The sequence below is a fragment of the Streptomyces bambusae genome, from assembly GCF_019400985.1.
In the GTDB taxonomy this organism is placed as follows: Bacteria; Actinomycetota; Actinomycetes; order Streptomycetales; family Streptomycetaceae; genus Streptomyces; species Streptomyces bambusae_A.
The window spans coordinates 1-25,080 of the sequence record NZ_WTFF01000084.1 but is presented as its reverse complement, the minus strand read 5'-3'; the positions used below and the strand labels follow the sequence as shown (position 1 = coordinate 25,080).

The 25,080-nt window shown below is 73.8% G+C and carries 22 protein-coding genes and 1 pseudogene; 10 read left to right on the top strand and 13 right to left on the bottom strand.

Translation table 11 applies throughout. The features are described from left to right. The 6 genes and pseudogenes from GPJ59_RS14360 to GPJ59_RS14335 all read left to right on the top strand — a co-directional run. A pseudogene (locus GPJ59_RS14360) lies at positions 1-227 on the top strand (sensor histidine kinase); the annotation flags it as partial. Further along, on the top strand, positions 224-667 hold the full coding sequence (locus tag GPJ59_RS14355; RefSeq protein ID WP_219667497.1) for a roadblock/LC7 domain-containing protein: 444 nt from the start codon (positions 224-226) through the stop codon (positions 665-667). The pseudogene GPJ59_RS14360 and the gene GPJ59_RS14355, both read left to right, overlap by 4 nt. Before the next feature lie 14 nt (positions 668-681). Continuing rightward, positions 682-1,062, top strand: a complete 381-nt coding sequence (locus GPJ59_RS14350) for a DUF742 domain-containing protein (RefSeq protein ID WP_219667496.1) — start codon at positions 682-684, stop codon at positions 1,060-1,062. Further along, complete coding sequence (locus GPJ59_RS14345) at positions 1,062-1,742, top strand: GTP-binding protein (protein ID WP_258024369.1); 681 nt, start codon at positions 1,062-1,064, stop codon at positions 1,740-1,742. The genes GPJ59_RS14350 and GPJ59_RS14345 overlap by 1 nt, the downstream gene beginning before the upstream one ends. 160 nt (positions 1,743-1,902) lie before the next feature. Further along, the gene (locus GPJ59_RS14340) at positions 1,903-2,301 is read left to right on the top strand and encodes a roadblock/LC7 domain-containing protein (RefSeq protein ID WP_219667495.1); all 399 of its coding nucleotides are present in this window, start codon (positions 1,903-1,905) and stop codon (positions 2,299-2,301) included. Between the two features lie 110 nt (positions 2,302-2,411). Beyond that, on the top strand, positions 2,412-3,320 hold the full coding sequence (locus GPJ59_RS14335) for a DUF6397 family protein (protein WP_219667494.1): 909 nt from the start codon (positions 2,412-2,414) through the stop codon (positions 3,318-3,320). Here the strand turns inward: GPJ59_RS14335 and GPJ59_RS14330 are convergent. The 3 genes from GPJ59_RS14330 to GPJ59_RS14320 form a co-directional block, all read right to left on the bottom strand. Then, positions 3,284-3,685, bottom strand: a complete 402-nt coding sequence (locus GPJ59_RS14330) for a YchJ family protein (protein ID WP_219667493.1) — start codon at positions 3,683-3,685, stop codon at positions 3,284-3,286. The genes GPJ59_RS14335 and GPJ59_RS14330 overlap by 37 nt on opposite strands. A gap of 117 nt (positions 3,686-3,802) precedes the next feature. Then, positions 3,803-4,690, bottom strand: coding sequence for an acyl-CoA thioesterase (locus GPJ59_RS14325; RefSeq protein ID WP_219667492.1), 888 nt, complete (start codon positions 4,688-4,690; stop codon positions 3,803-3,805). 55 nt (positions 4,691-4,745) lie between these two features. Further along, positions 4,746-7,259, bottom strand: a complete 2,514-nt coding sequence (locus GPJ59_RS14320) for a DEAD/DEAH box helicase (protein WP_219667491.1) — start codon at positions 7,257-7,259, stop codon at positions 4,746-4,748. 130 nt (positions 7,260-7,389) lie between these two features. Between GPJ59_RS14320 and GPJ59_RS14315 the strand changes: the two genes are divergently transcribed. Beyond that, positions 7,390-8,181 (top strand): metal-dependent hydrolase, encoded by a 792-nt coding sequence (locus GPJ59_RS14315; RefSeq protein WP_219667490.1) that lies wholly within the window; start codon positions 7,390-7,392, stop codon positions 8,179-8,181. 63 nt (positions 8,182-8,244) lie between these two features. Here the strand turns inward: GPJ59_RS14315 and GPJ59_RS14310 are convergent, their stop codons facing one another. From GPJ59_RS14310 to GPJ59_RS14295, 4 genes are all read right to left on the bottom strand, one after another. Next, the gene (locus GPJ59_RS14310) at positions 8,245-10,026 is read right to left on the bottom strand and encodes an ABC transporter ATP-binding protein (RefSeq protein WP_219667489.1); all 1,782 of its coding nucleotides are present in this window, start codon (positions 10,024-10,026) and stop codon (positions 8,245-8,247) included. After that, positions 10,023-11,948, bottom strand: coding sequence for an ABC transporter transmembrane domain-containing protein (locus GPJ59_RS14305; RefSeq protein WP_219667488.1), 1,926 nt, complete (start codon positions 11,946-11,948; stop codon positions 10,023-10,025). Before GPJ59_RS14305 ends, GPJ59_RS14310 begins: the two co-directional genes overlap by 4 nt. Before the next feature lie 144 nt (positions 11,949-12,092). Then, positions 12,093-15,230: an FAD-binding and (Fe-S)-binding domain-containing protein gene (locus GPJ59_RS14300; protein ID WP_219667487.1), complete on the bottom strand. Its 3,138-nt coding sequence runs from the start codon at positions 15,228-15,230 to the stop codon at positions 12,093-12,095. Between the two features lie 39 nt (positions 15,231-15,269). After that, positions 15,270-15,677 (bottom strand): MarR family winged helix-turn-helix transcriptional regulator, encoded by a 408-nt coding sequence (locus GPJ59_RS14295; RefSeq protein ID WP_219667499.1) that lies wholly within the window; start codon positions 15,675-15,677, stop codon positions 15,270-15,272. Between the two features lie 316 nt (positions 15,678-15,993). Between GPJ59_RS14295 and GPJ59_RS14290 the strand changes: the two genes are divergently transcribed. Both GPJ59_RS14290 and mltG read left to right on the top strand, forming a co-directional pair. Next, entirely contained in the window at positions 15,994-17,826 is a 1,833-nt protein-coding gene (locus tag GPJ59_RS14290; RefSeq protein WP_219667486.1) for an ABC transporter ATP-binding protein, read from the top strand. A gap of 62 nt (positions 17,827-17,888) precedes the next feature. Continuing rightward, entirely contained in the window at positions 17,889-18,752 is an 864-nt protein-coding gene (gene mltG, locus GPJ59_RS14285) for an endolytic transglycosylase MltG (protein ID WP_219667485.1), read from the top strand. Between the two features lie 40 nt (positions 18,753-18,792). Here the strand turns inward: mltG and GPJ59_RS14280 are convergent, their stop codons facing one another. From GPJ59_RS14280 to GPJ59_RS14255, 6 genes are all read right to left on the bottom strand, one after another. After that, on the bottom strand, positions 18,793-19,893 hold the full coding sequence (locus GPJ59_RS14280; protein WP_219667484.1) for an NAD(P)-binding domain-containing protein: 1,101 nt from the start codon (positions 19,891-19,893) through the stop codon (positions 18,793-18,795). Positions 19,894-19,954: 61 nt separating this feature from the next. Further along, positions 19,955-20,632 (bottom strand): HAD family hydrolase, encoded by a 678-nt coding sequence (locus tag GPJ59_RS14275; RefSeq protein WP_219667483.1) that lies wholly within the window; start codon positions 20,630-20,632, stop codon positions 19,955-19,957. A 63-nt stretch (positions 20,633-20,695) separates the two neighbouring features. Beyond that, positions 20,696-21,175, bottom strand: coding sequence for an Lrp/AsnC family transcriptional regulator (locus GPJ59_RS14270; protein WP_219667482.1), 480 nt, complete (start codon positions 21,173-21,175; stop codon positions 20,696-20,698). Positions 21,176-21,222: 47 nt separating this feature from the next. Beyond that, a complete protein-coding gene (locus GPJ59_RS14265) occupies positions 21,223-22,254 on the bottom strand; it encodes a PHP domain-containing protein (protein WP_219667481.1) in 1,032 nt (343 codons plus the stop codon). Positions 22,255-22,293: 39 nt separating this feature from the next. Further along, positions 22,294-22,776, bottom strand: a complete 483-nt coding sequence (locus GPJ59_RS14260; protein WP_219667480.1) for an SH3 domain-containing protein — start codon at positions 22,774-22,776, stop codon at positions 22,294-22,296. 109 nt (positions 22,777-22,885) lie between these two features. Next, positions 22,886-23,107: a hypothetical protein gene (locus GPJ59_RS14255; protein ID WP_219667479.1), complete on the bottom strand. Its 222-nt coding sequence runs from the start codon at positions 23,105-23,107 to the stop codon at positions 22,886-22,888. A gap of 405 nt (positions 23,108-23,512) precedes the next feature. On the opposite strand from GPJ59_RS14255, the gene GPJ59_RS14250 reads away from it, so the two are divergent. Then, positions 23,513-24,967, top strand: a complete 1,455-nt coding sequence (locus GPJ59_RS14250) for an FUSC family protein (RefSeq protein WP_219667498.1) — start codon at positions 23,513-23,515, stop codon at positions 24,965-24,967. Positions 24,968-25,080: the final 113 nt, after the last annotated feature.

Below are 25,080 nucleotides of genomic sequence, written 5' to 3'. Positions count from 1 at the left end.
GCCCGGCCGAGGTGGCCGAACTGCCCCGGCGGGTCCGCCAGGCCAGCCTCGTCCCGCAGCTGCGCGAGGTCCGCGCGCCCCAGGCCGCTCCCGTCGCCGCCTCCGCCCGCCCGGCCGGCCGCAGCCCGGAGGAGGCCCGGGAGCAGATGGCCGCCTACCGGGCCGGCTGGGCGCGGGGTGCCGAGGACGGCTCCACCCGCGCAGCGAGTGAAGGAGAAGAAGGATGATCGAGCACCAGAGGACCGACCTCGACGGCGCCCGCCGCTCGGGGGAGCTGGACTGGCTGCTGGACGACCTCGTCGTCCGGGTCCGCGAGGTCCGGCACGCGGTCGTGCTCTCCAACGACGGGCTGGCCGTGGGCGCCTCCAGCGCGCTCGGCCGCGAGGACGCCGAGCACCTGGCCGCCGTGGCCTCCGGCTTCCACAGTCTCGCCAAGGGCGCCGGGCGCCACTTCCGCGCCGGGAGCGTGCGCCAGACGATGGTGGAGATGGAAGAGGGCTTCCTCTTCGTCGCCGCGGCCGGGGACGGCTCCTGCCTCGCCGTGCTCAGCGCGGCATCCGCCGACATAGGCCTGATCGCGTACGAGATGGCCCGGCTCGTGCGGCGGGTCGGCGAGCACCTGTACACCCCGCCGCGGTTCGCGGCGCGGCCGCCGGCCGCCGGTTGAGGGCGGTACGGCACATGATCGACCAGTGGTATGACGCCGACGCGGGCCCGCTCGTCCGCCCGTACGCGATGACCGGAGGGCGGACCAAGCCGGGGCCCTACGGCGTCCGGTTCGACCTCATCGCGCTGGTCGCGGTGGACCCGGGCGGTGACGACGCGGCCGCCGAGTCCCTGCTCGGGCCCGAGCACCGGTCGCTCCTGGGGCTGTGCCGGGCCGAGACGCAGTCGGTGGCGGAACTCGCCGCCGAGGCGGACCTGCCGGTCGGGGTGGTGCGCGTACTGCTGGGGGACCTGCTGGAGGCCGGGCACGTGCGGGTCAGCAGGCCCGTACCGCCGGCCCAGCTGCCGGACGAGCGGATTCTGCGGGAAGTCATCGAGGGATTGCGAGCGCTGTGATGGGACGGTACGCATCGGGCACGGGACCGGCACGGGGACCGGAGCCGGAGCCGGAGCCTGGGCCGGCGCCGGGGGACGGGGCGGAACCCGAGCTGGCCGCGCTGGCGTTGAAGATCCTGGTGGCGGGCGGGTTCGGCGTGGGCAAGACCACGCTGGTGGGGGCGGTGAGCGAGATCCGTCCGCTGCGGACGGAGGAGTTGCTGAGCGAGGCCGGCGAACTGGTCGACGACACCGGAGGGGTGGACCAGAAGACCACGACCACCGTGGCGATGGACTTCGGGCGGATCACCATCCGGGCCGGGTTGTCGCTGTACCTGTTCGGGACGCCGGGGCAGGACCGCTTCTGGTTCCTGTGGGACGAGCTGGCCCAGGGCGCCCTCGGGGCGGTGGTGCTCGCCGACACCCGGCGGCTGGAGGACTGCTTCCCGGCTGTCGACTACTTCGAGCACCGCGGGATCCCGTTCCTCGTCGCCGTGAACTGCTTCGCCGGGGCACGGCAGTACGGCGCCCACGAGGTGTCACGTGCCCTGGACCTCGACCAGGGCACGCCGGTGGTGCTGTGCGACGCGCGCGACAAGGACTCGGGGAAGGAGGTCCTGATCAGGCTGGTCGAGTACGCCGGCCGGGTGCACACGGCGCGGCTCCTGGAGTCGGTGGAGCCGCAGGCGGATTCCGTATGACCACGGCAGACGCCTGAACCGGGCACGGCCGGGACAGGAACGCCCGCCATGCCTCTTGCGTCATCTTCTTCGCCATGAGGACATCGTGCTTGCCGGGAAAGCCCCTGGTGGGGAAGGCTTGCGGGACGATGGCCACGGGGGACGACGGGGAGGGGCGGAAATGGCACTGGACAAGCAGCTCGACTGGCTGCTGGACGATCTGACGCGCCGGGTCCAGCAGGTGCGGCATGCGGTGGTGCTTTCCAACGACGGCCTGGTCACGGGCGCGAGCGCCGGGCTGGCCAGGGAGGACGCCGAGCACCTCGCGGCCGTCTCGGCGGGGCTGCAGAGCCTGGCCAAGGGGTCCGGACGGCACTTCCGGGCGGGCGAGGTCCGCCAGACGATGGTCGAGTTCGACGAGGGCGTCCTCTTCGTCATGGGAGCCGGCGCGGGCAGCTGCCTGTGCGTGCTGAGCGGGGCCGAGGCGGACATCGGCCAGGTCGCGTACGAGATGACGCTGCTGGTGAACCGGGTGGGCGAACACCTCGGGGTCGCGGAACGACGGGTCACGGGCGGCTAGTTGCGGCGGCCGGTCGCGAGCGGCTCACGTTGTCCACAGGCCTGGCCGAGGGTCGTGACAGTCGGTTACGTTCTTCACACAGAGTAACGACGATGTGTGGGGAGGGCGTCATGAAGGTCATGGCCGAGGGCAGGTGCTACGCCGGGCCCGAGAGCGACAGCAAGGGCGGGGGCGACAGCAAGGGCGGGGACGGCAGTAGGCGCGAGAGCGCCGGCAAGGGTGAGAGCGGCGGTAGGGCTTCGCGGCGGGGTGGGCAGGCGCTGCTGGGCGGGGCGCGGGCCGCAGGTGAACTGGGCCTGCGCCGGAGCGAGTTCGCCCGGGCCGTCCAGCTCGGGATCGTCCGGGCGGGACCCCGGGCTGCCGGCGCCGGGGCCGGGGCGCGGTTCGCGCGGGCCGAGCTGGAGCGGGTCCGGTGCGCCGACGGATTTCCCGAAGTGCTGCGCGAGCAGGTCCAGACACTGGGTGCCGCGGCCGCGGCCGAGGCACTCGGCATCGGACCGACGCGGTTCACCCGGCTGGCGCGCTGCGGGCACGTGGTCCCGGTGGGATATCGGATCAACCGCTACCGGGCCGTCGTATGGCTCTATCTCGCCGCGGAGTTGAGGGAGTTCGCCGCCCGGCGGCCGGAGCTCCTGCGCGGGGGTATGACTGCGGCGGACCGGGAGCTCATCGCGGACGGGGCCGACCTGAGGCCGCGCGGTTGGCGCGAGCGGCACGTCGAGCTGCTGCTCAGACGCACCGCGGATCCGTGGGAGCGGGCCGCGGTGCTGGCCTCCGTCCTGCCCGAGGAGGAGGTGGCGCGGAGCGTGGCCGACCCGGCGGAGCGGATCCTGCTCGCCGGGCTCGCGCCCCCTCCGCCGTACGGACACCCGCGGGCCCCGGCCGCCGCGCTCGTGGCCGCCCGGCTGCTGACCGCGGAGCTGCCCGACGAGATCGACTCCTACCGGAGCGGGCTCGCCTTCGCCCTGAGCGGGGCGCGCGCTCAGTCGAAGTCGACGGGGCAGAGGGGGCCGACGTAGACCCAGGCGCCGCCCTCGCGGGTGAAACTGCTGTGCTCGCGCAGCGATCCCCGGTGCCGGCCCTCGCGGTAGTGCGCCCGGAACTCCACCGAGCCCTCCGTCTCGAACATCCCGCCGCGCTCGGTGCCGAGGATCTCCAGCCGTTCCCAGCGCTGCTCCGGATCCAGGTCCAGGTGCGCCGGGCGGGTCGAGGAGTGCCAGGAGCGCAGCAGGTACGCGGTGTCGCCGAGGGCGAAGGCGCTGAACCGGGAGCGCATCAGCAGCTCGGCGGTGGGCGCCTGCTGGGCACCGGAGTGGAAGCGGCCGCAGCAGTCGGCGTAGGACGCGGGCAGCCCGCAGGGGCAAGGGGTGGCCGGGGTCGGCATGGGTGACGGCTCAGCTCTTCGGATCGGCGGGACGGTCGGAAAGGTCGGAAGGGGCGCGAGGGTCGGGGCGGCGAAAGAGCCGGGCAAGCGGAACGGCCGGGTGCGGCCGGCTCCGGGTCAGGCCGGTCGGGGCGCCGACGGGTACGGCCGGAAGAGGCCCTCCTGCACGACGGAGACCAGCAGCCTGCCCTCCAGGTCGTAGATCCGGCCGCGGGCCAGGCCGCGGCCGCCGTGGGCGATGGGTGACTCCTGGTCGTACAGGAACCACTCGTCCGCCCGGAAGGGGCGGTGGAACCACATGGCGTGGTCGAGGCTCGCCATGTCGAAACCGCGCATGCCCCACAGCGGTTCCACGGGGATGCGCACGGCATCGAGGAGGGTCATGTCACTGGCGTAGGTCAGGGCGCAGGTGTGTACGAGCGGGTCGTCGCCCAGTGGGCCGACCGCCCGCATCCACACCGCGCTGCGCGGGTCGGCGTCCTTGATCTCCTCGGGGGTCCAGCGGAGCCGGTCCGCGTACCGGATGTCGAAGGGCTGGCGGCGGGCCATCCGCTCCAGCGCCTCGGGCAGGCTGCCCAGGTGTTCGCGGATCTCGTCCGCCACCTTCGGGAGCGTGTCCGGATGGGGGAAGTCCAGGCGAGGAGGCAGCTGGTGCTCGATGCTGCCCTCCTCCGGCTGATGGAAGGAGGCGGTGAGGTTGAAGATCGTACGGCCCTGCTGGACCGCGGTGACCCGGCGCGTGGTGAAGGAGCGCCCGTCGCGCACCCGCTCCACCTGGTACACGATCGGCACCCCGGGGATGCCGGGGCGCAGGAAGTACGCGTGGAGCGAGTGGACCGGCCGGTCGCCCTCGGTGGTGCGGCCGGCGGCCACCAGCGCCTGGCCGGCCACCTGGCCGCCGAAGACACGCTGGAGGGACTCCTGCGGGCTGAGCCCGCGGAAGATGTTGACCTCGATCTGCTCCAGGTCGAGCAGGTCCACGAGTCTCTCGGCGGGGTTCGTCATCAGAGGTTCTCCACTGCTGTCGGTTCCGACGGGTCGGGCAGGGACGGCGGGCCGCTCAGAGCTCGCCGACCGAGGTGACCCGGACCACCGCCCGGCCCTCCTCGTCCGACGCCGCGAGATCGACCTCGGCGCTGATGCCCCAGCCATGGTCGCCGTTCGGGTCGGCGAAGGTCTGGCGGACGCGCCACAGGCCGTGTGCCGGGTCCTCCTCGATCGAGAGCAGCTTCGGGCCGCGGGCGTCGGGGCCGGTGCCCAGGTCGTCGTACTCGTCCCAGTACGCGTCCATCGCCTCGCCCCAGGCGTCGGCGTCCCAGCCGGACTCGGCGTCCAGCTCGCCCAGCTCGTCGACCCGGTCCAGGGCTGCCAGCTCCACCCGGCGGAACATGGCGTTGCGGACCAGTACGCGGAAGGCGCGGGCGTTCGCCGTGACCGGCTTGACCTGGTCGGCCTTCTCCTGGGCCTCCTCCGCCGTCTCCGTCTCCGGGTTGGCCAGCTGCTCCCATTCGTCCAGCAGGCTGGAGTCCACCTGGCGGACCATCTCGCCGAGCCAGGCGATGAGGTCCTCGAGGTCCTCGGACTTCAGGTCGTCCGGGATGGTGTGGTCCAGCGCCTTGTAGGCGCCGGCCAGGTAGCGCAGCACGATGCCCTCGGTGCGGGCCAGTTCGTAGAAGGAGGTGAACTCGGTGAAGGACAGCGCCCGCTCGTACATGTCCCGGACGATCGACTTCGGCGAGACCGGGTGGTCGCCCACCCAGGGGTGGCTCTTGCGGTACAGGTTGTAGGCGTGCAGCAGGAGCTCTTCGAGCGGCTTGGGATAGGTGACGTCCTGGAGGCGCTCCATCCGCTCCTCGTACTCGACCCCGTCCGCCTTCATCGCGTTCACGGCCTCTCCGCGCGCCTTGTTCTGCTGGGCGGCCAGGATCTGGCGCGGGTCGTCCAGGGTGGACTCCACCACCGACACCATGTCCAGCGCGTAGGAGGGGGACTCCGGGTCCAGCAGGTCGAAGGAGGCCAGCGCGAAGGTGGACAGGGGCTGGTTGAGCGCGAAGTCCTGCTGGAGGTCCACGGTCAGCCGGATCGTGCGGCCCTCGGCATCGGGGGTGTCGAGCTGCTCCACCACACCGCCGTCCAGCAGCGAGCGGTAGATCGCGATGGCCCGGCGGATGTGGCGCAGCTGGTTCTTGCGGGGCTCGTGGTTGTCCTCCAGCAGCCGGCGCATCGCCTCGAAGGCGTTGCCGGGCCGGGCGATCACCGACAGCAGCATGATGTTGGTGACCTTGAAGCGGGAGGTCAGCGGCTCCGGCTCGGACGCGATGAGCTTCTCGAAGGTGTTCTCGGTCCAGCCGACGAAACCCTCCGGGGCCTTCTTGCGGACCACCTTGCGGCGCTTCTTGGGGTCGTCGCCGGCCTTGGCGAGTGCCTTCTCGTTCTCGATGACGTGCTCGGGGGCCTGGGCGACGACGAATCCGGCCGTGTCGAAGCCCGCGCGGCCGGCCCGCCCGGCGATCTGGTGGAACTCGCGGGCGCGCAGCGTCCGCACCCGGTTGCCGTCGTACTTGGTGAGCGCCGTGAAGAGCACGGTGCGGATGGGGACGTTGACGCCGACGCCGAGGGTGTCGGTGCCGCAGATGACCTTCAGCAGGCCGGCCTGGGCCAGCTTCTCCACCAGCCGCCGGTACTTGGGCAGCATGCCCGCGTGGTGCACGCCGATGCCGTGCCGCACGTAGCGGGAGAGGTTCTTGCCGAACTTGGTGGTGAAGCGGAAGTTGCCGATCAGCTCGGCGATCTTGTCCTTCTCCTCGCGCGAGCACATGTTGATGCTCATCAGCGACTGCGCCCGCTCGACCGCCTGGGCCTGGGTGAAGTGGACGATGTAGACGGGAGCCTGCTTCGTCGACAGCAGCTCGGTCAGGGTGTCGGTGATCGGGGTGGTGACGTACTCGTAGGACAGCGGGACGGGCCGGGTCGCCGAGCGGACCACCGACGTCGGACGGCCGGTGCGGCGGGTCAGGTCCTCCTCGAAGCGGGAGACGTCGCCGAGTGTCGCCGACATCAGGACGAACTGCGCCTGCGGCAGCTCCAGCAGCGGGATCTGCCAGGCCCAGCCGCGGTCCGGCTCGGCATAGAAGTGGAACTCGTCCATCACGACCTGGCCGATGTCGGCGTCCTTGCCGTCGCGCAGGGCGATGGAGGCGAGCACCTCGGCGGTGCAGCAGATCACGGGGGCGTCGGCGTTCACGGAGGCGTCACCGGTCAGCATGCCGACGTTCTCGGTGCCGAACAGCTTGCACAGGTCGAAGAACTTCTCCGACACCAGCGCCTTGATCGGCGCGGTGTAGAAGGTGACCTTGTCCTGGGCCAGCGCGGTGAAGTGCGCACCGGCCGCGACCAGGCTCTTCCCGGAGCCGGTCGGGGTGGACAGGATCACGTTCGCTCCGGAGACGACCTCGATCAGCGCCTCCTCCTGAGCCGGGTACAGGGCGATGCCCTGGTCCTCCGCCCACGAGGAGAAGGCCTCGAAGAGGGCATCGGGGTCGGCGGTCGGCGGCAGCTGATCAATGAGTGTCACGCCCCCCATCTTGCCTGGCCTCGTCCCGGTTCAGGGAACCGGAGGCGGAATCGAAGATCGTCGACGGTACGCTGGGCCGTCCACGATCACCACAGCGCGATCACCACACCACCGGGGCGGGGAACACAGCATGATGGGTCCGGCGCACTCACTGTCGGGGGCAGCGGCCTGGCTGGGGGTGGGCGCGGCGGCCGCGGCCCTGGACCGGCCGATGCCCTGGCCCGTGCTCGTGGCGGGTGCGCTGATCTGCGCGGGTGCCGCGCTCGCGCCCGACCTGGACCACAAGTCGGCGACGATCTCGCGCGCCTTCGGCCCGCTCTCCCGGGGCCTGTGCGAGGTGGTCGACAAGACCTCGTACGCCGTCTACAAGGCGACCCGCACGCCCCGCGACCCCCGCCGCTCCGGCGGCCACCGCACGCTGACCCACACCTGGGTGTGGGCGCTCCTGATCGGCGTCGGCTCCTCGGCCCTGGCGGTCACCGCCGGCCGCTGGGGCGTGCTGGCCCTGCTCTTCGTCCACCTCGTGCTGGCCGTCGAGGGGCTGCTGTGGCGGGCCGCCCGGATGTCCAGCGACGTGCTCGTCTGGCTGCTCGGCGCGACCAGCGCCTGGATCCTGGCCGGTGTCCTGGACCAGCCCGGCAACGGCGCGGGATGGCTGTTCACCGGCCCCGGCCAGGAGTACATGTGGCTCGGTCTGCCGATCGTGCTCGGGGCCCTGGTCCACGACATCGGTGACGCGCTCACCGTCTCCGGCTGCCCCGTCCTGTGGCCCCTGCCGATCGCCGGCAAGCGCTGGTACCCGGTGGGCCCGCCCAAGGCGATGCGCTTCCGTGCCGGCAGCTGGGTCGAGCTGAAGGTGCTCATGCCGGTGTTCATGCTGCTCGGCGGGTTCGGCGGGGCGTCCGCACTCGGCTTCCTCTGAGCCCGCCCGGCCGCCCGCCCGCACGGCCCGGCCCGGCCGGGCCGTGCGGGCGGCCGGGCGGGCTCAGCCGTGCCAGGAGCGCCACAGGGCCGCGTACGCGCCGTCGGCCGCCACGAGCTGGTCGTGCGAGCCCAGCTCGCTGATCCGCCCGTCCTCGACCACCGCGATGACGTCCGCGTCGTGCGCGGTGTGCAGCCGGTGCGCGATCGCCACGACCGTCCGCCCGTCCAGCACCCGCGCCAGGGACCGCTCCAGGTGCCGGGCCGCCCGCGGGTCCAGCAACGACGTCGCCTCGTCCAGCACCAGCGTGTGCGGATCGGCCAGCACCAGCCGGGCCAGCGCGATCTGCTGGGCCTGCGCCGGGGTCAGCGCCGTGCCGCCCGAGCCGACCTCGGTGTCCAGCCCGTCCGGCAGCGCCCGCGCCCAGCCGTCCGCGTCCACCGCCCCGAGCGCCGCCCACAGTTCCGCGTCCCCGGCGCCCGTCCGGGCGAGCCGCAGGTTGTCGCGCAGGCTGCCGACGAACACGTGGTGCTCCTGGTTGACCAGGGCCACGTGCTCCCGGACCCGTTCGGCCGTCATCCCCGAGAGCTGCGCCCCGCCCAGCGTGACCTCGCCCGTCCGCGGCGCGTAGATGCCCGCCAGCAGCCGGCCCAGCGTGGACTTGCCCGCTCCCGAGGGGCCGACCAGCGCCATCCGGGTGCCCGGCGGCACGGACAGGGACACCCGGTGCAGCACGTCCACCCCTTCGCGGTAGCCGAAGCGGACCTCCTGGGCCCGCACGTCACGGCCCTCGGGCGCCACGGCGGCGTCCCCCGCGTCGGGCTCGATGTCCCGCACGCCCACGAGCCGGGCGATCGACACCTGCGCGATCTGGAGCTCGTCGTACCAGCGCAGGATCAGCCCGATCGGGTCGACCATCATCTGGGCCAGCAGCGCGCCCGTGGCCAGTTGGCCGACCGACAGCCAGCCCCGCAGCACGCAGTAGCCGCCGATGAGCAGCACCGCGCCGAGGATGGTCGCGTAGGTGACGTTGACGACGGGGAACAGCACGCTCCGCAGGAAGAGCGTGTACCTCTCCCAGGCCGTCCACTCCCTGATCCGCTGCTCCGACAGGGCGATCCGGCGCCCACCCAGCCGGTGCGCCTCGACCGTGCGGCCCGCGTCGACGGTCTCGGTGAGCGCCGCCGCGACCGCTGCGTACCCGGCAGCCTCCGAGCGGTACGCCGCAGGTGCCCGCCTGAAGTACCAGCGGCAGCCGACGACCAGCACCGGCAGCGCCACGAGCGCGGCCAGCGCCAGCGGCGGCGCGGTCACCGCGAGCGCCCCGAGGAGCAGCCCGACCCACACCACACCGATCGCCAGCTGCGGCACCGCCTCGCGCATCGCATTGGCGAGCCGGTCGATGTCGGTGGTGATCCGAGACAGCAGGTCACCGGTGCCCGCCCGCTCCAGCACGCCCGGCGGCAGGCCCACCGACCGCACCAGGAAGTCCTCGCGCAGATCGGCCAGCATCTGCTCGCCCAGCATCGCCCCGCGCAGCCGGACCAGCCGGACGAAGACCGTCTGGAGCACCAGGGCCAGCGCGAACAGCAGCGTCACGCGCCCCAGATGGAGCTCGCGCGCCCCCGCCGCGAGATCGTCCACCACCCGGCCCAGCAGGTACGGGCCGACCATCGAGGCGATCACCGCCACCGCGTTCACCGCGACCAGGACCACGAACGCCCGCCGGTGCCGGCGCAGCAGCCCGCGCACGTAGCTCCGTACGGTCGCCGGCGTGCCCACCGGCAGGGTCGCGGCCGATTCCGGGGCCGCCGGATCGTGTTCCGGCGGCGCCACGCCGATCATGCCGACTCCTCGATCTCCGTGAGTTCCTCTTGGAGTTGCTCGTCGAGTTGCTCTTCGAGTTCCTCTTCCAACTGCCGTACGAGCCCCGGCCGCGCCGGATCCCTTCGCTGCTCCTCGTCCGTCTCCCGGGTGACCACGGCCCGGTAGCGGGGGTCGCCGTGCAGCAGCTCGCGGTGGGTCCCGGAGGCCGCCGCCGTTCCTTCGTGCACCAGCACGACCCGGTCGGCGCGGTCCAGCAGCAGCGGCGACGAGGCCAGCACGACCGTGGTGCGTCCCCGGCGCAGTTCCGCCACGCCCGCGGCGATCCGCGCCTCGGTGTGCGAGTCCACCGCCGAGGTCGGCTCGTCCAGGACCAGCACCTCGGGATCGGTGACCAGCGACCGGGCGAGCGCGAGGCGCTGGCGCTGGCCGCCGGACAGCGACCGCCCGCGCTCGGTGATCCGCGCGTCCATCGGGTCGCCGACCCCGTCCGCAGCCCCTTGGAGCAGCGCGTCCAGTACGTCCCCGCACCGGGCCGCCGCCAGCGCCGCACCCGCCACCACCTGACCGGACGCCGGTACGTCGAGCAGCTCGCGCAGCGTGCCCGACAGCAGCACCGGCTCCTTGTCCTGGACGAGCACCAGCGTGCGCGCCGCCGCCAGCTCCAGCTCGTCCAGCGCCACCCCGCCCAGCAGCACGGACGGGCTGTCCCCGGCCTCGGCGGGATGGCCGCCGAGGCGTTCGGCCAGCCGCCCCGCCAGGTCCGGGTCCCCGCACACGACGGCGGTGAACTCGCCCGCCCGGGCCAGCAGCCCCGTCTCCGGGTCGTACAGGTCGCCGCCCGGCCCGGGAGGCGCCGCCACCGCCGCGGGCCCGTCCCTCCCGTCCATCCTGTCCGCCCTGTCAGCCCCGTCCGTCCCGTGCGTCCCGTCCGCCCCACCGGCCTCCGTACGCGTCAGCGACAGCACCCGGGCAGCCCGCTTGGCCGAGGGCCGGGAGAAGGAGTACGCCATGGCGATCTCCTCGAAGTGCCGCAGCGGGTACAGCATGGTGGCCACCGCGCTGAAGACGGTGACGAGTTCGCCGACCGCGATCCGGCCGTCCTGGACGAGCGCCGCGCCGTACCAGACCACGGTGACCAGCAGGGCGCCCGGGAGCAGCACCTGGACGGCCGAGATCAGCGCCCACATCCGGGCGCTGTGCACGGCGGCCGCACGGACCTCCTGCGAGGCCTCCCGGTAGCGGCCGAGGAACAACTCCTCCCCGCCGATCCCGCGCAGCACCCGCAGCCCGGCCACGGTGTCCGCGGCGAGCTCGGTGGCCCGGCCCGCCTTCTCCCGCTGTACGTCGGCGCGCCGGGTGGCGTGCGGCAGCAGGGGCAGGGCCGCCAGGGCCAGCAGCGGCGTGCCGAGGGCCACGACCAGGCCGAGCGCGGGCGAATGGAACAGCAGGCCGACGCAGATCACGAGCACGGCCACGGCGGCGGCGAGGAAGCGGGAGACCGCCTCGACGAACCAGCCGATCTTCTCCACATCGCTCGTGGAGACGGCGACCACCTCACCGGCCGCGACCCGACGGGTCAGCGCGGAGCCCAGCTCGGCCGTCTTGCGGGCCAGCAGCTGCTGCACCCGCGCGGCGGCGGTGATCCAGTTGGTGACGGCCGCGCGGTGCAGCAGCGTGTCGCCGACCGCGATGGCCGCACCGGCCAGCGCGAGCAGCCCGCCGGCCTCCAGCAGCCGGGTGCCGTCGTGGTCCACGACCGCCTCGACGCCCAGGCCCACGGCGAACGGCAGCCCGGCGATGCCGCAGAAGTGGAGCAGTCCCCAGCCCAGGGCCTTCAGCTGCCCGCCGAGCTGGTTGCGCCCGAGCCACAGCAGCAACCGGGGGCCCGACCGGGCGTCGGGGACTCCGGGATCCGGATACGGAAGGTCGCTGATCTGCATGACGCCCCATGACTCGGTGGGTGGGTCCGACCGCTGCAAGGTTCGTCTTCCGGGCTTTCCCGGGCAATCGATTTTCCGCCCGGACCGACCGGTACCGGCCAGGGCTTACGGCGCAGCGGGGGACTGGCGCGGGGGCGCATGGTGTCAGGGGCGGCTCGCCCGCTCCAGCTCCTGGAGCACCGAGTGGTAGCGGCGGCCGGTGGCCCGGTCCATGCCCACCTCGCACATCCGGTTGGCCGACAGGTGCACGTCGTAGGCCCGCGCGGTGACCTCGGCCGCCTCCCGCGCGGTCGCCGAGGCGGTCAGCTCCGGGTGCAGCATGCCCCGGTCGCCCGCGAAGGCGCAGCACCCCGCATCGTCCGGAACCACCACCTCCGAGGCGCAGGCCCCGGCCACCGCCAGCAGTTGCTCCTCGTCACCCAGATGGCGCATCGCGCAGGTCGGGTGGAGCACCGCCGAGCCGGCGACCCGCCGGACCTCCAGACGCGGCAGCAGTTCCTCGGCGGCCCACACGACCGAGTCCACCACCGTCAGCTCCGCGTGCAGCTGCCGGTTCTCCTCCGTCAGGTACGGGACCACTTCCTCGGCGAGTCCCAGGGCGCAGGAGGAGGCGTCGACGACCAGCGGCAGCCGCCCGCCCGCCGTCCAGCCCCAGGCCGCCTCCACGATCCGGTCGGCCATCAGCCGGTTGCCGGCCTCGTAGCCCTTCGAGTGCCAGATCGTCGCGCAGCACGTGCCCCGTACGTCCGGGGGGATCCACACCGGCCGCCCCGCCCGCTCGGACACCGCCACCACCGCCTCGGGCAGCGGCAGCAGCCCGTACCCGTCCCGCGGCCCGTGTCCGTCCGGCGTCCTGTCCCCGCCCCGGTCGTCCGTCCCGCCCGCCTGACCGCCGAAGATCCGGTTGATGCAGGCCGGGTAGTACACGGCGGCCGCGCCCACGCGCCGGGTGGCGGGCAGCCGCCGGGCCGCCGCTCCCGGGAGCTCCGGCAGCCACCGGGGCACCAGGTCCGGGCGTACGGCCTTGCGCACGGCGCCCGTCGCGGCCGCCAGGAGCCGGTCCCCGACCGGGCCGGGGACCGCGTCGGCTCCGGCCAGCGCCAGCCGGGCCGCCTCCTCCACCGCCCGGAGGTGCCGGGCCGCCCGCTCGGCGGCCCGCTCCTCGCGCGGGCCGTGCCGCTGCCGCCTGAAGTCCCGCATCAGCGCCCCGGTGTCGATGCCGACCGGGCAGGCGAGCTTGCAGGTCGAGTCCGCGGCGCAGGTGTCGACGGCGTCGTGGCCGTAGGCCGCCAGCAGGCCCGCCAGTACGGGGGAGCCGGGCGGCTGCCGCAGCATCTCGCGGCGCAGCGCGATCCGCTGGCGCGGAGTGGTCGTCAGGTCGCCGCTGGGACAGGTGGGTTCGCAGAACCCGCACTCGATGCACGGGTCCCCGACCGCCTCGATCCGCGGGATGGTCTTCAGCCCCCGCAGATGTGCCCGGGGGTCGCGGTCGAGGAGGATCCGCGGGGCCAGTACCCCGTCGGGGTCGACGACCCGCTTGGTGCGCCACATGAGTCCGGCGGCCTTCGGCCCCCACTCCAGCTCCAGGAAGGGCGCCATGTTGCGGCCGGTGGCGTGCTCCGCCTTGAGCGAGCCGTCGAAGCGTTCCACGGTCAGCCGGCAGAAGTCCTCCATGAACGCCGCGTACCGCTCGACGTCGGCCGGGTCGGCGGCGTCGAAGGCCAGCAGGAAGTGCAGGTTGCCGTGGGCGGCGTGGCCGGCGACGGCCGCGTCGAAGCCGTGCACCGCCTGGAGCTCCAGCAGCGCCGCGCAGGCCTCGGCCAGCCGGGCGGGCGGCACGGCGAAGTCCTCCGTGATCAGGGTCGTACCGGGCGGGCGGGCCCCGCCGACGGCGGCGACGAAGGCCCTGCGGACCTTCCAGTAACCGGCGATGACCGAGGGATCACGGGTGAAGGCATTGGCCCCCCAGGCCCCCCAGGCCCCCCAGGCCCCTGAGGCCCCCGATTTCCCTGAGCTCCCGGAGGCCACTGAGCTCCCCGAGGCCCCCGAGGCCCCCGAGGCCCCCGAGGCCCCCGAGGCCCCCGAGGCACCCGAGGCACCCGGGCCGATCGAGGCGACCGGGGCGACGAGTTCCAGTCCGGCCAGCAGCTCGGCGGCCCGCCGCTCGCAGGCCGCCAGCCCCGCCGCGTCCGCCGCCCGGAACTCCACGAGCAGCGCCGTCGTGTCCCGCGGCAGGTCCGCCCAGTCGGCGGGTACGCCCGCCACGCTCACCGAGGCGCGCAGCGTGTTGCCGTCCATCAGCTCGACGGCGATCGCGCCGGCCTCGTTGAACCGCGGTACGGCGGCGGCCGCCGCGGGCAGCGAGGGGAAGAACAGCAGGGCGCTGAGCGGCGCGCGCTCCAGGGGCAGGGTGTCGAAGACGGTCTCGGCGATGAACCCCAGCGTGCCCTCGGAGCCGACCACGAGCCCCCGCAGGACCTCCACCGGTGTGGTGCCGTCCAGATAGGCGTCGAGCCGGTACCCGGTGGTGTTCTTGATCCCGTACTTGGCGCGGATCCGGGCCACCAGCTCCGGGTCGGCCTCGATCTCCGCCTTGATCGCCATCAGTCCCGCGCACAGCGCCGGTTCGGCGCGCGCGAGCTCCTCGTCGGCCAGCGGGTCGGCCGTGTCCACGACCGTGCCGCCCGGCAGCACCAGGGTGAGCGAGGACAGGGTGCGGTAGGCGTTGCGGGTGGTGCCCGCGGTCATCCCCGACGCGTTGTTGGCGACCACCCCGCCGACGGTGCAGGCGATCGCGCTGGCCGGGTCGGGCCCGAGCACCCGGCCGTGGCGGGCGAGGGCGGCGTTCGCCCGGAAGACGGTGGTGCCGGGCAGGATCCGGGCCCGCCGCCCCCCCTCCAGCACCTCGACGCCCGCCCAGTGCCGGCGTACGTCGACCAGGATGTCCTCGCCCTGGGCCTGCCCGTTCAGGGAGGTGCCGGCGGCGCGGAAGACGACCTCGCGCTGCCGTCCGCGGGCGTAGGACAGGACCGCGGAGACGTCGTCGATGTCTTCGGCGACCACCACGACCTGTGGCACGAAGCGGTAGGGGGAGGCGTCCGTGGCGTAGCGCACCAGGTCGGAGACCCGCCACAGCACCTTCTCGGGGCCCAGCAGCTCGACCAGTTCGGAGCGCAGCGGCTCCGGCGTGCCCCCGGCGAGCCGGTCCGGCACCCGGTCGGGGGCCGGGCCCAGGACGGAGCGCGGTCGCAGCGCCCCCGGCTTCGGTTCCAGCAGCGGCATCCGTGCCCCCTTCGCCCGGGCGCAGGCCGGGCGGTCGGCTTAAGCGCGGCCCTCCGGCCCGCCGGACAGCGTGTTCAGCAGGCCGCCGAGGACCTCGCGCTGATCGGCGGTCAATGGGGAAAGGATCTCCTCCGCGGCCTCCGTTCGCGCGCTGCGCAGCTTGCGCAGCGTGGCGCGGCCCGTGTCGGTGAGCTCGATCCGTATGACCCGCCGGTTGGCCGGGTCGGGCACGCGCCGGACGCACGCGGCCGCCTCCAGGCCGTCCACCAGCGAGGTCACCGCCCGCGGTACGACCTCCAGCCGGGCGGCGAGGTCCGCCATCCGCGGTGGCTGCCCGCCGTTGTAGTGGGCGACCACCCGCAGCAGCCGCGACTGGGCCGGGGTGATGCCCAGCGGTTCCAGGTGGCGCTTCTGGATGCGGTGGAGCCGGCGGGTCAGCCGCAGCAGCTGCTCGGCGAGGACGCCGTTCGTGCCGTCCGTGACGTCCGCGGTGAAGCCGGGGTCGGCGCCGCGGGTGCCGTCGGCGCCGTCCGCGCCGTGAGGCGTGCCGTCCGCGCTGTGCGGCGTGCCGTCGGTGCCGTGGGGCCTGCCGTCGGCGCCTTGTGGCGTGCCGTCGGAGCCGCGGTACGGACCGGCGGAGCCGTGGAGGTCGGAGGCGGTGCTCATACCGGGAACCTTAACAGGATGCGGTTCATTGTGAACATAGGTAACAATGACCTGTGCTCCACCGTCGTCCGTGTCCAGCCACCCCGAGAAGGAGCCCATGCATCACGATCAACCGAACTGGACCCCCGCCGAGCGCCCCCTCGACCCGGACGGGACGCCCCCGGCCGAGCGGCCGCGGGAGCTGCGCCGCATCGTGCGGCTCTTCCGCCCCTACCGCGGCCGGCTCGCCGTCGTCGGGCTGCTCGTCGCCGCCTCCTCGCTGGTCGGCGTCGCCTCGCCGTTCCTGCTGCGGGAGATCCTCGACACCGCGATCCCGCAGGGCCGCACCGGCCTGTTGAGCCTGCTCGCCCTGGGCATGATCGCGACCGCCGTCGTCACCAGCGTCTTCGGCGTGCTCCAGACGCTCATCTCCACCACCGTCGGCCAGCGCGTGATGCACGACCTGCGCACCGCCGTCTACGCCCAGCTCCAGCGGATGCCGCTGGCCTTCTTCACCCGCACCCGCACCGGCGAGGTGCAGTCCCGCATCGCCAACGACATCGGCGGCATGCAGGCCACGGTGACCTCGACCGCGACCTCCCTGGTCTCCAACGTGACGGCCGTGGTCGCCACCGTCGTCGCGATGCTCGCCCTCGACTGGCGGCTCACCCTCGTCTCGCTGCTCCTGCTGCCCCTCTTCGTGTGGATCAGCCGCCGGGTGGGCGACGAGCGCAAGAAGATCACCATGCAGCGCCAGAAGCAGATGGCGGCGATGGCCGCCACGGTCACCGAGTCGCTGTCCGTCTCGGGCATCCTGCTGGGCCGCACCATGGGCCGGGCGGACTCGCTCACCCGGTCCTTCGCCGAGGAGTCCGAGAAGCTCGTCGGCCTGGAGGTGCGCTCCAGCATGGCCGGCCGCTGGCGGATGTCGACCATCGGCATCGTCATGGCCGCCATGCCCGCCCTGATCTACTGGGCCGCCGGGCTGGCCCTGCAGTCGGGCGCCCCCTCCCTGTCCGTCGGCACCCTCGTCGCCTTCGTCACCCTCCAGCAGGGGCTCTTCCGGCCCGCCACCAGCCTGCTGTCGACCGGAGTGCAGATCCAGACCTCGCTCGCGCTGTTCGCCCGCATCTTCGAGTACCTCGACCTGCCGGTGGAGATCACCGAGCGCCCCGACCCGGTCCGGCTGGAGCGGGCGCGCGGAGAGGTCCGGCTGGAGGAGGTCGACTTCTCGTACGAGGCCCAGCACCCCGACCGGCGGACGCTCACCGGGATCGACATCACCGTCCCGGCCGGCGGATCCCTCGCCGTGGTCGGCCCGACCGGCTCCGGCAAGAGCACCCTCGGCTACCTGGTCCCGCGGCTCTACGACGTCACCGGCGGCCGGGTCAGCCTCGACGGGGTCGACGTACGCGACCTCGACTTCGACTCGCTCGCCCGTTCCGTCGGGGTCGTCTCCCAGGAGACGTACCTCTTCCACGCCTCGGTGGCCGACAACCTGCGCTTCGCCAAGCCCGACGCCACGGACGAGGAGATCGTCGAGGCCGCCCGGGCGGCCCAGATCCACGACCACATCGCCTCGCTGCCCGACGGGTACGACACGCTGGTCGGCGAACGCGGCTACCGCTTCTCCGGCGGCGAGAAGCAGCGCCTGGCCATCGCCCGCACGATCCTGCGCGACCCGCCGGTGCTCATCCTGGACGAGGCGACCAGCGCTCTGGACACCCGGACCGAGCACGCCGTGCAGCAGGCCATCGACGCCCTCTCGGCCGGCCGCACCACGATCACCATCGCCCACCGCCTGTCCACCGTGCGCGACGCGGACCAGATCGTGGTCCTGGACGGCGGCCGGATCGCCGAACGCGGGACCCACGAGGAGCTGCTGGCGGCGGACGGCCGGTACGCGGCCCTGGTACGCCGGGACGCCGAACTCGCGCCGGTAATCGTGTGACCGTATGACGAATCTCGGGCCGAATGTCCGGAATGGCGCGTGGTGCGGGTTAGCGTGCCCGCATGCTCGATGAGAACCGGCCGCCCGGGCCCCGGACCCGGCTCACCCGTCGGGGACGGGTGGCGATCGTCCTCGGCTCACTGCTCGCCCTCGGGGCGGTGGCCCTCGTTCCGCTGCTGCTGCGCGGCGAGGAGCCGGAGCGGCCCCGCCACCTGCTGATCCCGGAGGGCTGGCGGGCCAACCAGGTCTACGCCGCCGTGGACCGCGAGCTCAAGGTCCCGGCCGGCACGACCAAGGCGGCGGCCGCGGCCGCCGGACTCGCCCTGCCCGCGGAGGCCAAGGGCAACCCCGAGGGATTCCTGTTCCCGGCGACCTATCCGGTGACCTCCAGCTCCACTCCGGCCACGGTGCTGGCCCACATGGTGCGCACCGCCAACCAGAAGCTCGCGACGCAGGCGGTGGCCCTCGGCAGCAAGGCCCACGGGATGACCCCGTACCAGACGGCCACCTTGGCCAGCATCGTCCAGGCCGAGGCGGAGACGCCGGCGGACATGGGCAAGGTCGCCCGGGTGGTCCACAACCGGCTCGCCCGCTCGATGCCGCTCCAGATGGACTCGACCCTCAACTACGCGCTGAACCGCTTCACCCTGGACACCACCCTGAGCGACCTCCGCATCGACAGCCCCTTCAACAGCTACCGGCGCCAGGGCCTGCCGCCCACGCCGATCGACAGCCCGGGTCTGGCGGCGATGTCCGCCGCCGTCGCCCCGACCCCGGGGGACTGGCTGTTCTTCGTCACCGTCAGGCCGGGGGACACCCGGTTCTCCAAGACCTACGAGGAACACCGGCGGCACGTGGCGGAGTTCAACCGCGTACGCGCCGAGGCCCGCGCCGAGCCCCGCACCCTGGCCGGCGCCGCGCGCTGAGCCGACGCAGCGAGCCCGAGGCGCCGGACCCGCGACCCGCCTAGAACGCGCCCGCCTCCGCCAGGGCCGGCTCCGGCTCGCGGGCCAGCAGGCGGCGGATCTCGCTGACCGCCGCGCGGCCGGCCCGGTTGGCGCCGATCGTGCTCGCCGAGGGCCCGTACCCGACGAGGTGGATCCGCTCGTCGCGGACCGCGCGGGTGCCCTCGACGCGGATGCCGCCCCCCGGTTCGCGCAGGTGGAGCGGGGCCAGGTGGTCGACGGCGGCGCGGAAGCCCGTGGCCCACAGGATGACGTCCGCCTCCGCGCTGCTCCCGTCGGCCCAGGCCACGCCCGTCGGTGTGATCCGGTCGAACATCGGCCGGCGGTCCAGCACGCCCGAGGCCAGCCCGGCCCGTACCGCGTCGGTCAGCGCGAGTCCGGTCACGCTCACCACGCTCCGCGGCGGCAGGCCCCGGCGCACCCGCTCGTCCACCAGCGCCACCGCGGCCCGCCCCTCGGCCTCGCCGAAGGGCCCCTCGCGGAACACCGGGGGCCGCCGCGTCACCCAGGTCGTCGCGGCCGCCACGTCGGCGATCTCCAGCAGGTGCTGGACGCCCGAGGCGCCGCCGCCGACCACGACCACGCGCGCCCCGGCGAACGCCTGGGGACCGGGGTAGTCGGCGGTGTGCAGCTGGCGCCCGCGGAAGGTCTCCTGGCCCGGGTAGCGGGGCCAGAACGGGCGGTCCCAGGTCCCCGTCGCGTTGATCAGGGCCCGGGGCGCGAAGGCGCCGGCCGAGGACTCGACCAGGAGCCGGCCGCCCTCGCCCTCGCGGACCGCCGTCACGTCCACCGGCCGCAGCACGTCGAGCTCGAAGGTCCGCTCGTACGCCGCGAAGTACGCGCCGATCACCTCGGCCGAGGGCCGCAGCGGATCGGCCCCGGTCAGCTCCATCCCGGGCAGTGCGTGCATCCCGTGCACCTTGCCGTACGTGAGCGTCGGCCAGCGGTGCTGCCAGGCCCCGCCGGGCCGCGGCGCGTGGTCCAGCACCACGAAGTCCCGGCCGGGGGCGAGTCCGGCCCGCCGCAGGTGGTAGGCGCCGGACAGGCCCGCCTGCCCGGCACCGACGACGACCACGTCCACATCCCGCGCGAATTCGTTCACGGTTCTACTAACTCGGCCGCCCGGTCGGATCTTCCCGTACGCCGGCCGGGGCGCGGCCCGGTCAGGCGGCGCGGTGCTCGCTCAGCCAGTCGTAGGCGATCTCCGCGGTGAACTCCCGCCGGCCGGCCCGGAAGAGCAGGCCCGCCGTGGCGAACGCCGGATCGGCGGCCGCGTCCGAGGCGTACGGCAGAGCCATGAACTCCATGTCGGCCGCTTGCGCGGCCAGGGCGCCGGGGGCCGCGTCCTCCACCACCACGCAGTCGGCCGGGTGCGCGCCCAGCCGGCGGGCCGCCTCCAGGAAGACGTCCGGCGCGGGCTTGCCGCGTTCGACCTCCTCGGCGGACACCGTGGTCGTGAGCCATGCGTCCAGCCCCGTCCCGGCCAGCACCGCCTCGATCGCCTCCCGCGAGGACCCCGAGGCCACCGCCATCGGGATGCCCGCCCCGTGCAGCCGTTCCACGAAGGCGCGCATCTGGGGGAAGGTCTTCGTCCCGGCGCGGGCCAGCTCCAGGTAGGCGGCGTTCTGCTCGGCCAGCAGCTGCTCCACGGGCGCGTCGATGCCGTGGCGCCCGCGCAGGATCTCCAGCGTCTCGCGGGTCCCGATGCCGATGAACGCGGCGTGCTGCTCCCAGGTGAAGCCGGGGACGCCATGGCGCTCAAGGGTGCGACGCCCGGACTCGTAGTAGTTCGGCTCGCTGTCCACGAGGGTGCCGTCGAGATCGAATATCACGGAGATCATCCGTTGCGTCCGTTCTGCCGGTTGTGTTCGCGTTGCATCTATCTTGGCAGACTTTTCGGACATTCAGCCTCCGCGTGCCGCCCGCCCGACCGATTCGACCAACGGCAGCAGCCGGTGCGGCACCCGTTCGCGCAGGGCCACCTCGGTCCGGGTGCGCACCACGCCCGGCAGCTGGATCAGCCGCTGGATCACATCCTCCAGATGGGCGTTGTCCCTGGCCACCACCCGGGTCAGCAGGTCCCCGCCGCCCGTGATCGAGAACGCCTCCACGATCTCGGGTACGGCGGCCAGCGCCTCGCCGACCTCGTCCAGGTGCCCCTGGGTGACCTCGATGTGCACGAAGGCGAGCACCGGGTGGCCCAGCGCGGCGGGGGACAGCACCGGACCCGTCCCGGTGATCACCCCGGTCCGCTCCAGCCGGTCCAGCCGGGCCTGCAGGGTGCCCCGCGCGATGCCGAGCAGTCGGGCGTACTCCCGCACGCTCGTGCGCGGCTGCTCGATCAGCAGGCGCAGGATCCGGGTGTCGAGTTCGTCCACCGCCATGTCCGCGACTGTAACCGTCCGCCGGTGCGCGTGCGGACGGGACGGGCTCAGGCGCCTCGCCCGTGGGAGGCGGTCCAGTCCAGCAGCCGGTCGGCCGGCCAGGTGTTGACCACGCGCTCCACGGGAACCCCGCACTCCGCGGCCCGGTCGCAGCCGTTGATCTGCCAGCTGAGCTGGCCCGGCGCGTGCGCGTCGGTGTCGACGGCGACGTACACGCCGGCCTCGACGGCCTGGCGCAGCAGCCGGCGCGGCGGGTCGAGCCGGTCCGGTCGGCTGTTGACCTCCACGGCGGTGCCGGACTCGGCGCACGCCGCGAAGACCGCGGCGGCGTCGAACTCCGACTCCGGCCGGAGCCGGCCGGTCAGCTGCCGGCCCGTGCAGTGCCCCAGGACGTCCGCGTGCGGATTGCGGACCGCGGCGACCATGCGGCGGGTCATCGCCCGCTTGTCCATGCGGAGCTTGGAGTGCACGGAGACCACCACCAGGTCGAGCCGTTCCAGCAGCTCCGGCTCCTGGTCCAGGGAGCCGTCGTCGAGGATGTCGCACTCGATGCCGGTCAGCAGCCGGAACGGCGCCCAGGTCGCGTTGAGCGCGGCGACCGCGTCCAGCTGCTCGCGCAGCCGCGCGGGCGAGAGGCCGCGGGCCACGGTCAGCCGGGGGGAGTGGTCGGTCAGGACGGCCCATTCGTGACCCAGTTCGGCGGCCGTGCGGCCCATCTCCTCGATGGTGGCGCCGCCGTCCGACCAGTCCGAGTGCAGGTGGCAGTCGCCGCGCAGCGCCGCGCGCAGTGCGGCGCCCGGTCCCTCCCCGGCGGCCGCCGGGCCGACGGCCTCCTCCTCCAGGCGCTCCAGATAGGCGGGGATCCGCCCGGCCAGCGCCTCGGCGATCACCCCCGCCGTCTTCGGGCCGATGCCCTTGACCGTCTCCAGGGTTCCGGCCGCCGCGCGCCGGGCGGCCTCGCCCTCCGGCATGGCCGCCACCCGGTCGGCGGCCGTACGGAAGGCCCGTACGCGGTAGCCGGGGGCCTGGGCGCGCTCCAGCAGGAACGCGATCCGCCGCAGGGCGGCGACCGGGTCCACGGCGGGGTCAGCCGGACGGCGCCGGTCCGGCGCCCGGGATCAGTGGCACCACTTCACCGGCGAGAGGTTCTTGACCCAGCGGGCGGCGACCCAGCCGTCGTGTTCGGGCAGGCGGTACCAGATGTTGTTGCCCGAGACGGTCTCGCCGCGCGTCTTGCACTTGATCGCGACCTTCTCGTGCGGGTAGACCTTCTCGACCAGGCCGGAGCGGGTGGTCGGCTCGTCGCGGACGTTCAGCGGGCCGCTGGAGACCACCTTGCCGAAGGTGTGGTGCGGACGGCCGTGGTCGTGCGAGCCGTCGTCACCGTCGTCACCGTCGTGGCGGCCGTCGTCCTCGTCGTAGTCGTCCTCCTCGTCGTCCTCTTCGTCCTCCTCGTCGTAGTCGTCGTCATCGTCGAGCACGGCGTGTCCCGGCGCGGTGCGGGGCGGGTCCTGGTCGGCGACGGCCACGCCGGCGCCGACGAGCCCGAGCACCAGGCTTCCGGCGGCGAGAGCGAAGCAGGTCCGGGTGGGTTGCAGCATGAGCCGGCTCCTCTGCGAATGGCTTCGTTGGCGACCGGCCGGTCACCAGGCACGACTATGACGAGGCCGTGACCGAGGGCCCGGGTGGCGCACCGCCGATTAGCCCGAATTACCCACTTTTGAGAGATTTGGGGGCCGACCGGCCGCCCTCCATCGCGGTGCGGAAGACGGCGAGGCAGGTCGTGCAGTACTGCTCGGTGGGAGCGGTTCGAGGCGTCTCCGGCGGGAGGGGGAGGTCGGAGCCGCACAGGGTGCTGCCGGTCGCCCCCTTGGCCATCACGTGCCAGACCATGGCGGACCGGTCGGTCGCGGCGTAGCGCATCTCGTACATGTGCCTGCCTTCCTGAGCCGCGGATCACGCCGCGGAACGGTCGTGGGCAGCTCCATCACAGGGCACGCCGCCCCAGGGGGCCACTCGGGGTAGGCCGCCGGAAGGAAAAGCGGGTCCGGGAGGTTTGGGCGGCAGGCAGTGGGCCGTTGGTCCTGGACGGCCGAAGAAGTCCTGCCGGCACTGTGCCAATGGCCCATCCTTCCCGCCGCGAGTTGAGCCAATGCCCGCCGGATGGTTATCTGTGTCGTATCCAAGTACTTTTTCGGCGCCGCGCAGCGCCGGGCCGGCGACGAGGCCGGTGCGGACCGCGGCGCCTTCGTCGTGCCTGCGCGCGCCCACCACCCCCGGGCTGCCCGCCGCACGGCGAACCGCGAGACAAGGGGGCGGTCCACCGTCGTGAAGAGGATGTTCGTGGCTCCGGACCCGGGGCTCCTCAGGCTCAGGACCTCGCTGCGCGCCGTCATCGGCGTCGGCCTCGCCGTGCTGCTCGCGGAGTGGGCCGGGCTGTCCCTGACCGCCTCGATCACCGGCGGGCTGGCGGCCCTCCTCGCCCTGTTCACCGTGACCGACCCGACGGTCCGGGCCCAGGCCACCACGACGCTCCTGCTGCCGGCCGCCGGCTTCCCCGTCCTGGCGCTGGCCACCACCCTCCACGGCGTGACCCTGCTGCGCGACGCGGCCTTCCTCCTGGTCGTCCTCGGCGGCGTCTACGCCCGCCGCTGGGGCCCCCGCGGGCACGCCCTGGGGATCTTCGCGTTCATGAACTTCTTCATCACGCAGTTCCTGCACGCCGTCCCCGGCCAGCTCCCCGAGCTCTACGCCGCCGTCGGCATCGCCCTCGCGGCGACGGGCGCCGTGCGCTTCGTGCTCTGGCCCGTCGAGCGCCGGACCCCGCCGCCCGCCGTGCCGCCCGCGCTGCCCGGCACCGGTCTCGCCCGCGTGACCACCCGGCAGGCGATCCAGGCGACCGCGGCCTGCGCCGTGGCCCTCTCGGTCGGGCAGATCCTCTCCGAGGACCGCTGGTACTGGGCCGTCGGCACCACCTGGTGGATCTTCGTCAACACCGCCTCGCGCGGCGAGACGCTCGTGCGCGGGTTCCGCCGCGTGCTGGGCACCGTGATCGGCATCGCCGCCGGCATGCTCATCGCCATCCCGCTGCACGGCGCGCCCGTGCCCACGGCGCTCCTGGTGGCGCTCTGCGTCTTCGGCATCTTCTACACGGCGCCCGTCTCGTACAGCTGGATGATGCTGGCCGTCACCGTCATGGCCGGACTCCTGTACGGGCTGCTCGGCGTGCTCGACCCGGCCCTGCTGGTGCTGCGGCTGGAGGAGACGGCCGTCGGCGCGGTGTGCGCCGCGCTCTCCGTGGTCCTGATCCTGCCGGTCACCACCCATGCGACGAACGACGCCTGGATCCAGCGGGCCCTGCACTGCGTGCGCGCCGCCACCTCCGCCTCCCTCCGGCGGCTGTCCGGCGAACCCGGCGCGGACCCCACCCCGCACGCGGCCGAACTGGAACTGCTGCTGGGGCGCGTACGGCTGTCCCTGGCGCCGCTGGTCCATCCGCTCAGCCCGTACCGCGCGCGCAAGGCCCGTGCCCGCCGGGTAATCGCCCTGCTCGACGCCTGCGCCGCAGAGGTGCGCGGGCTGGTCTCCGTGGCCGCCGACCCGTCCGCCGGCCACGACGCCCGCCTGGCCGCCGCCTGCTGGCGGGTCGAGGCCGCCGTCGAGGCGCTCACCTCCTCGGAGGCCGAGCGGCCCGGCGGGGCCGAGCGGGCGTGCCTACTCGGCCGGAGCCGGCCCCACTGCCGGGTCCTGCCCCCCGGCCTGGGCGTGCGCCGCGGCCGGGGGGGAAGTTGAGGGCAGGACTTCGGGCGCGGGAGTCGGGTCGGGGGGGGGGGCGGGGTGCGGGTCCGGGGCGGGGGCGGGGTCTGAGTCCGGGTGGGGGGCCGGGTCCGGGGCCATCGGAGGGC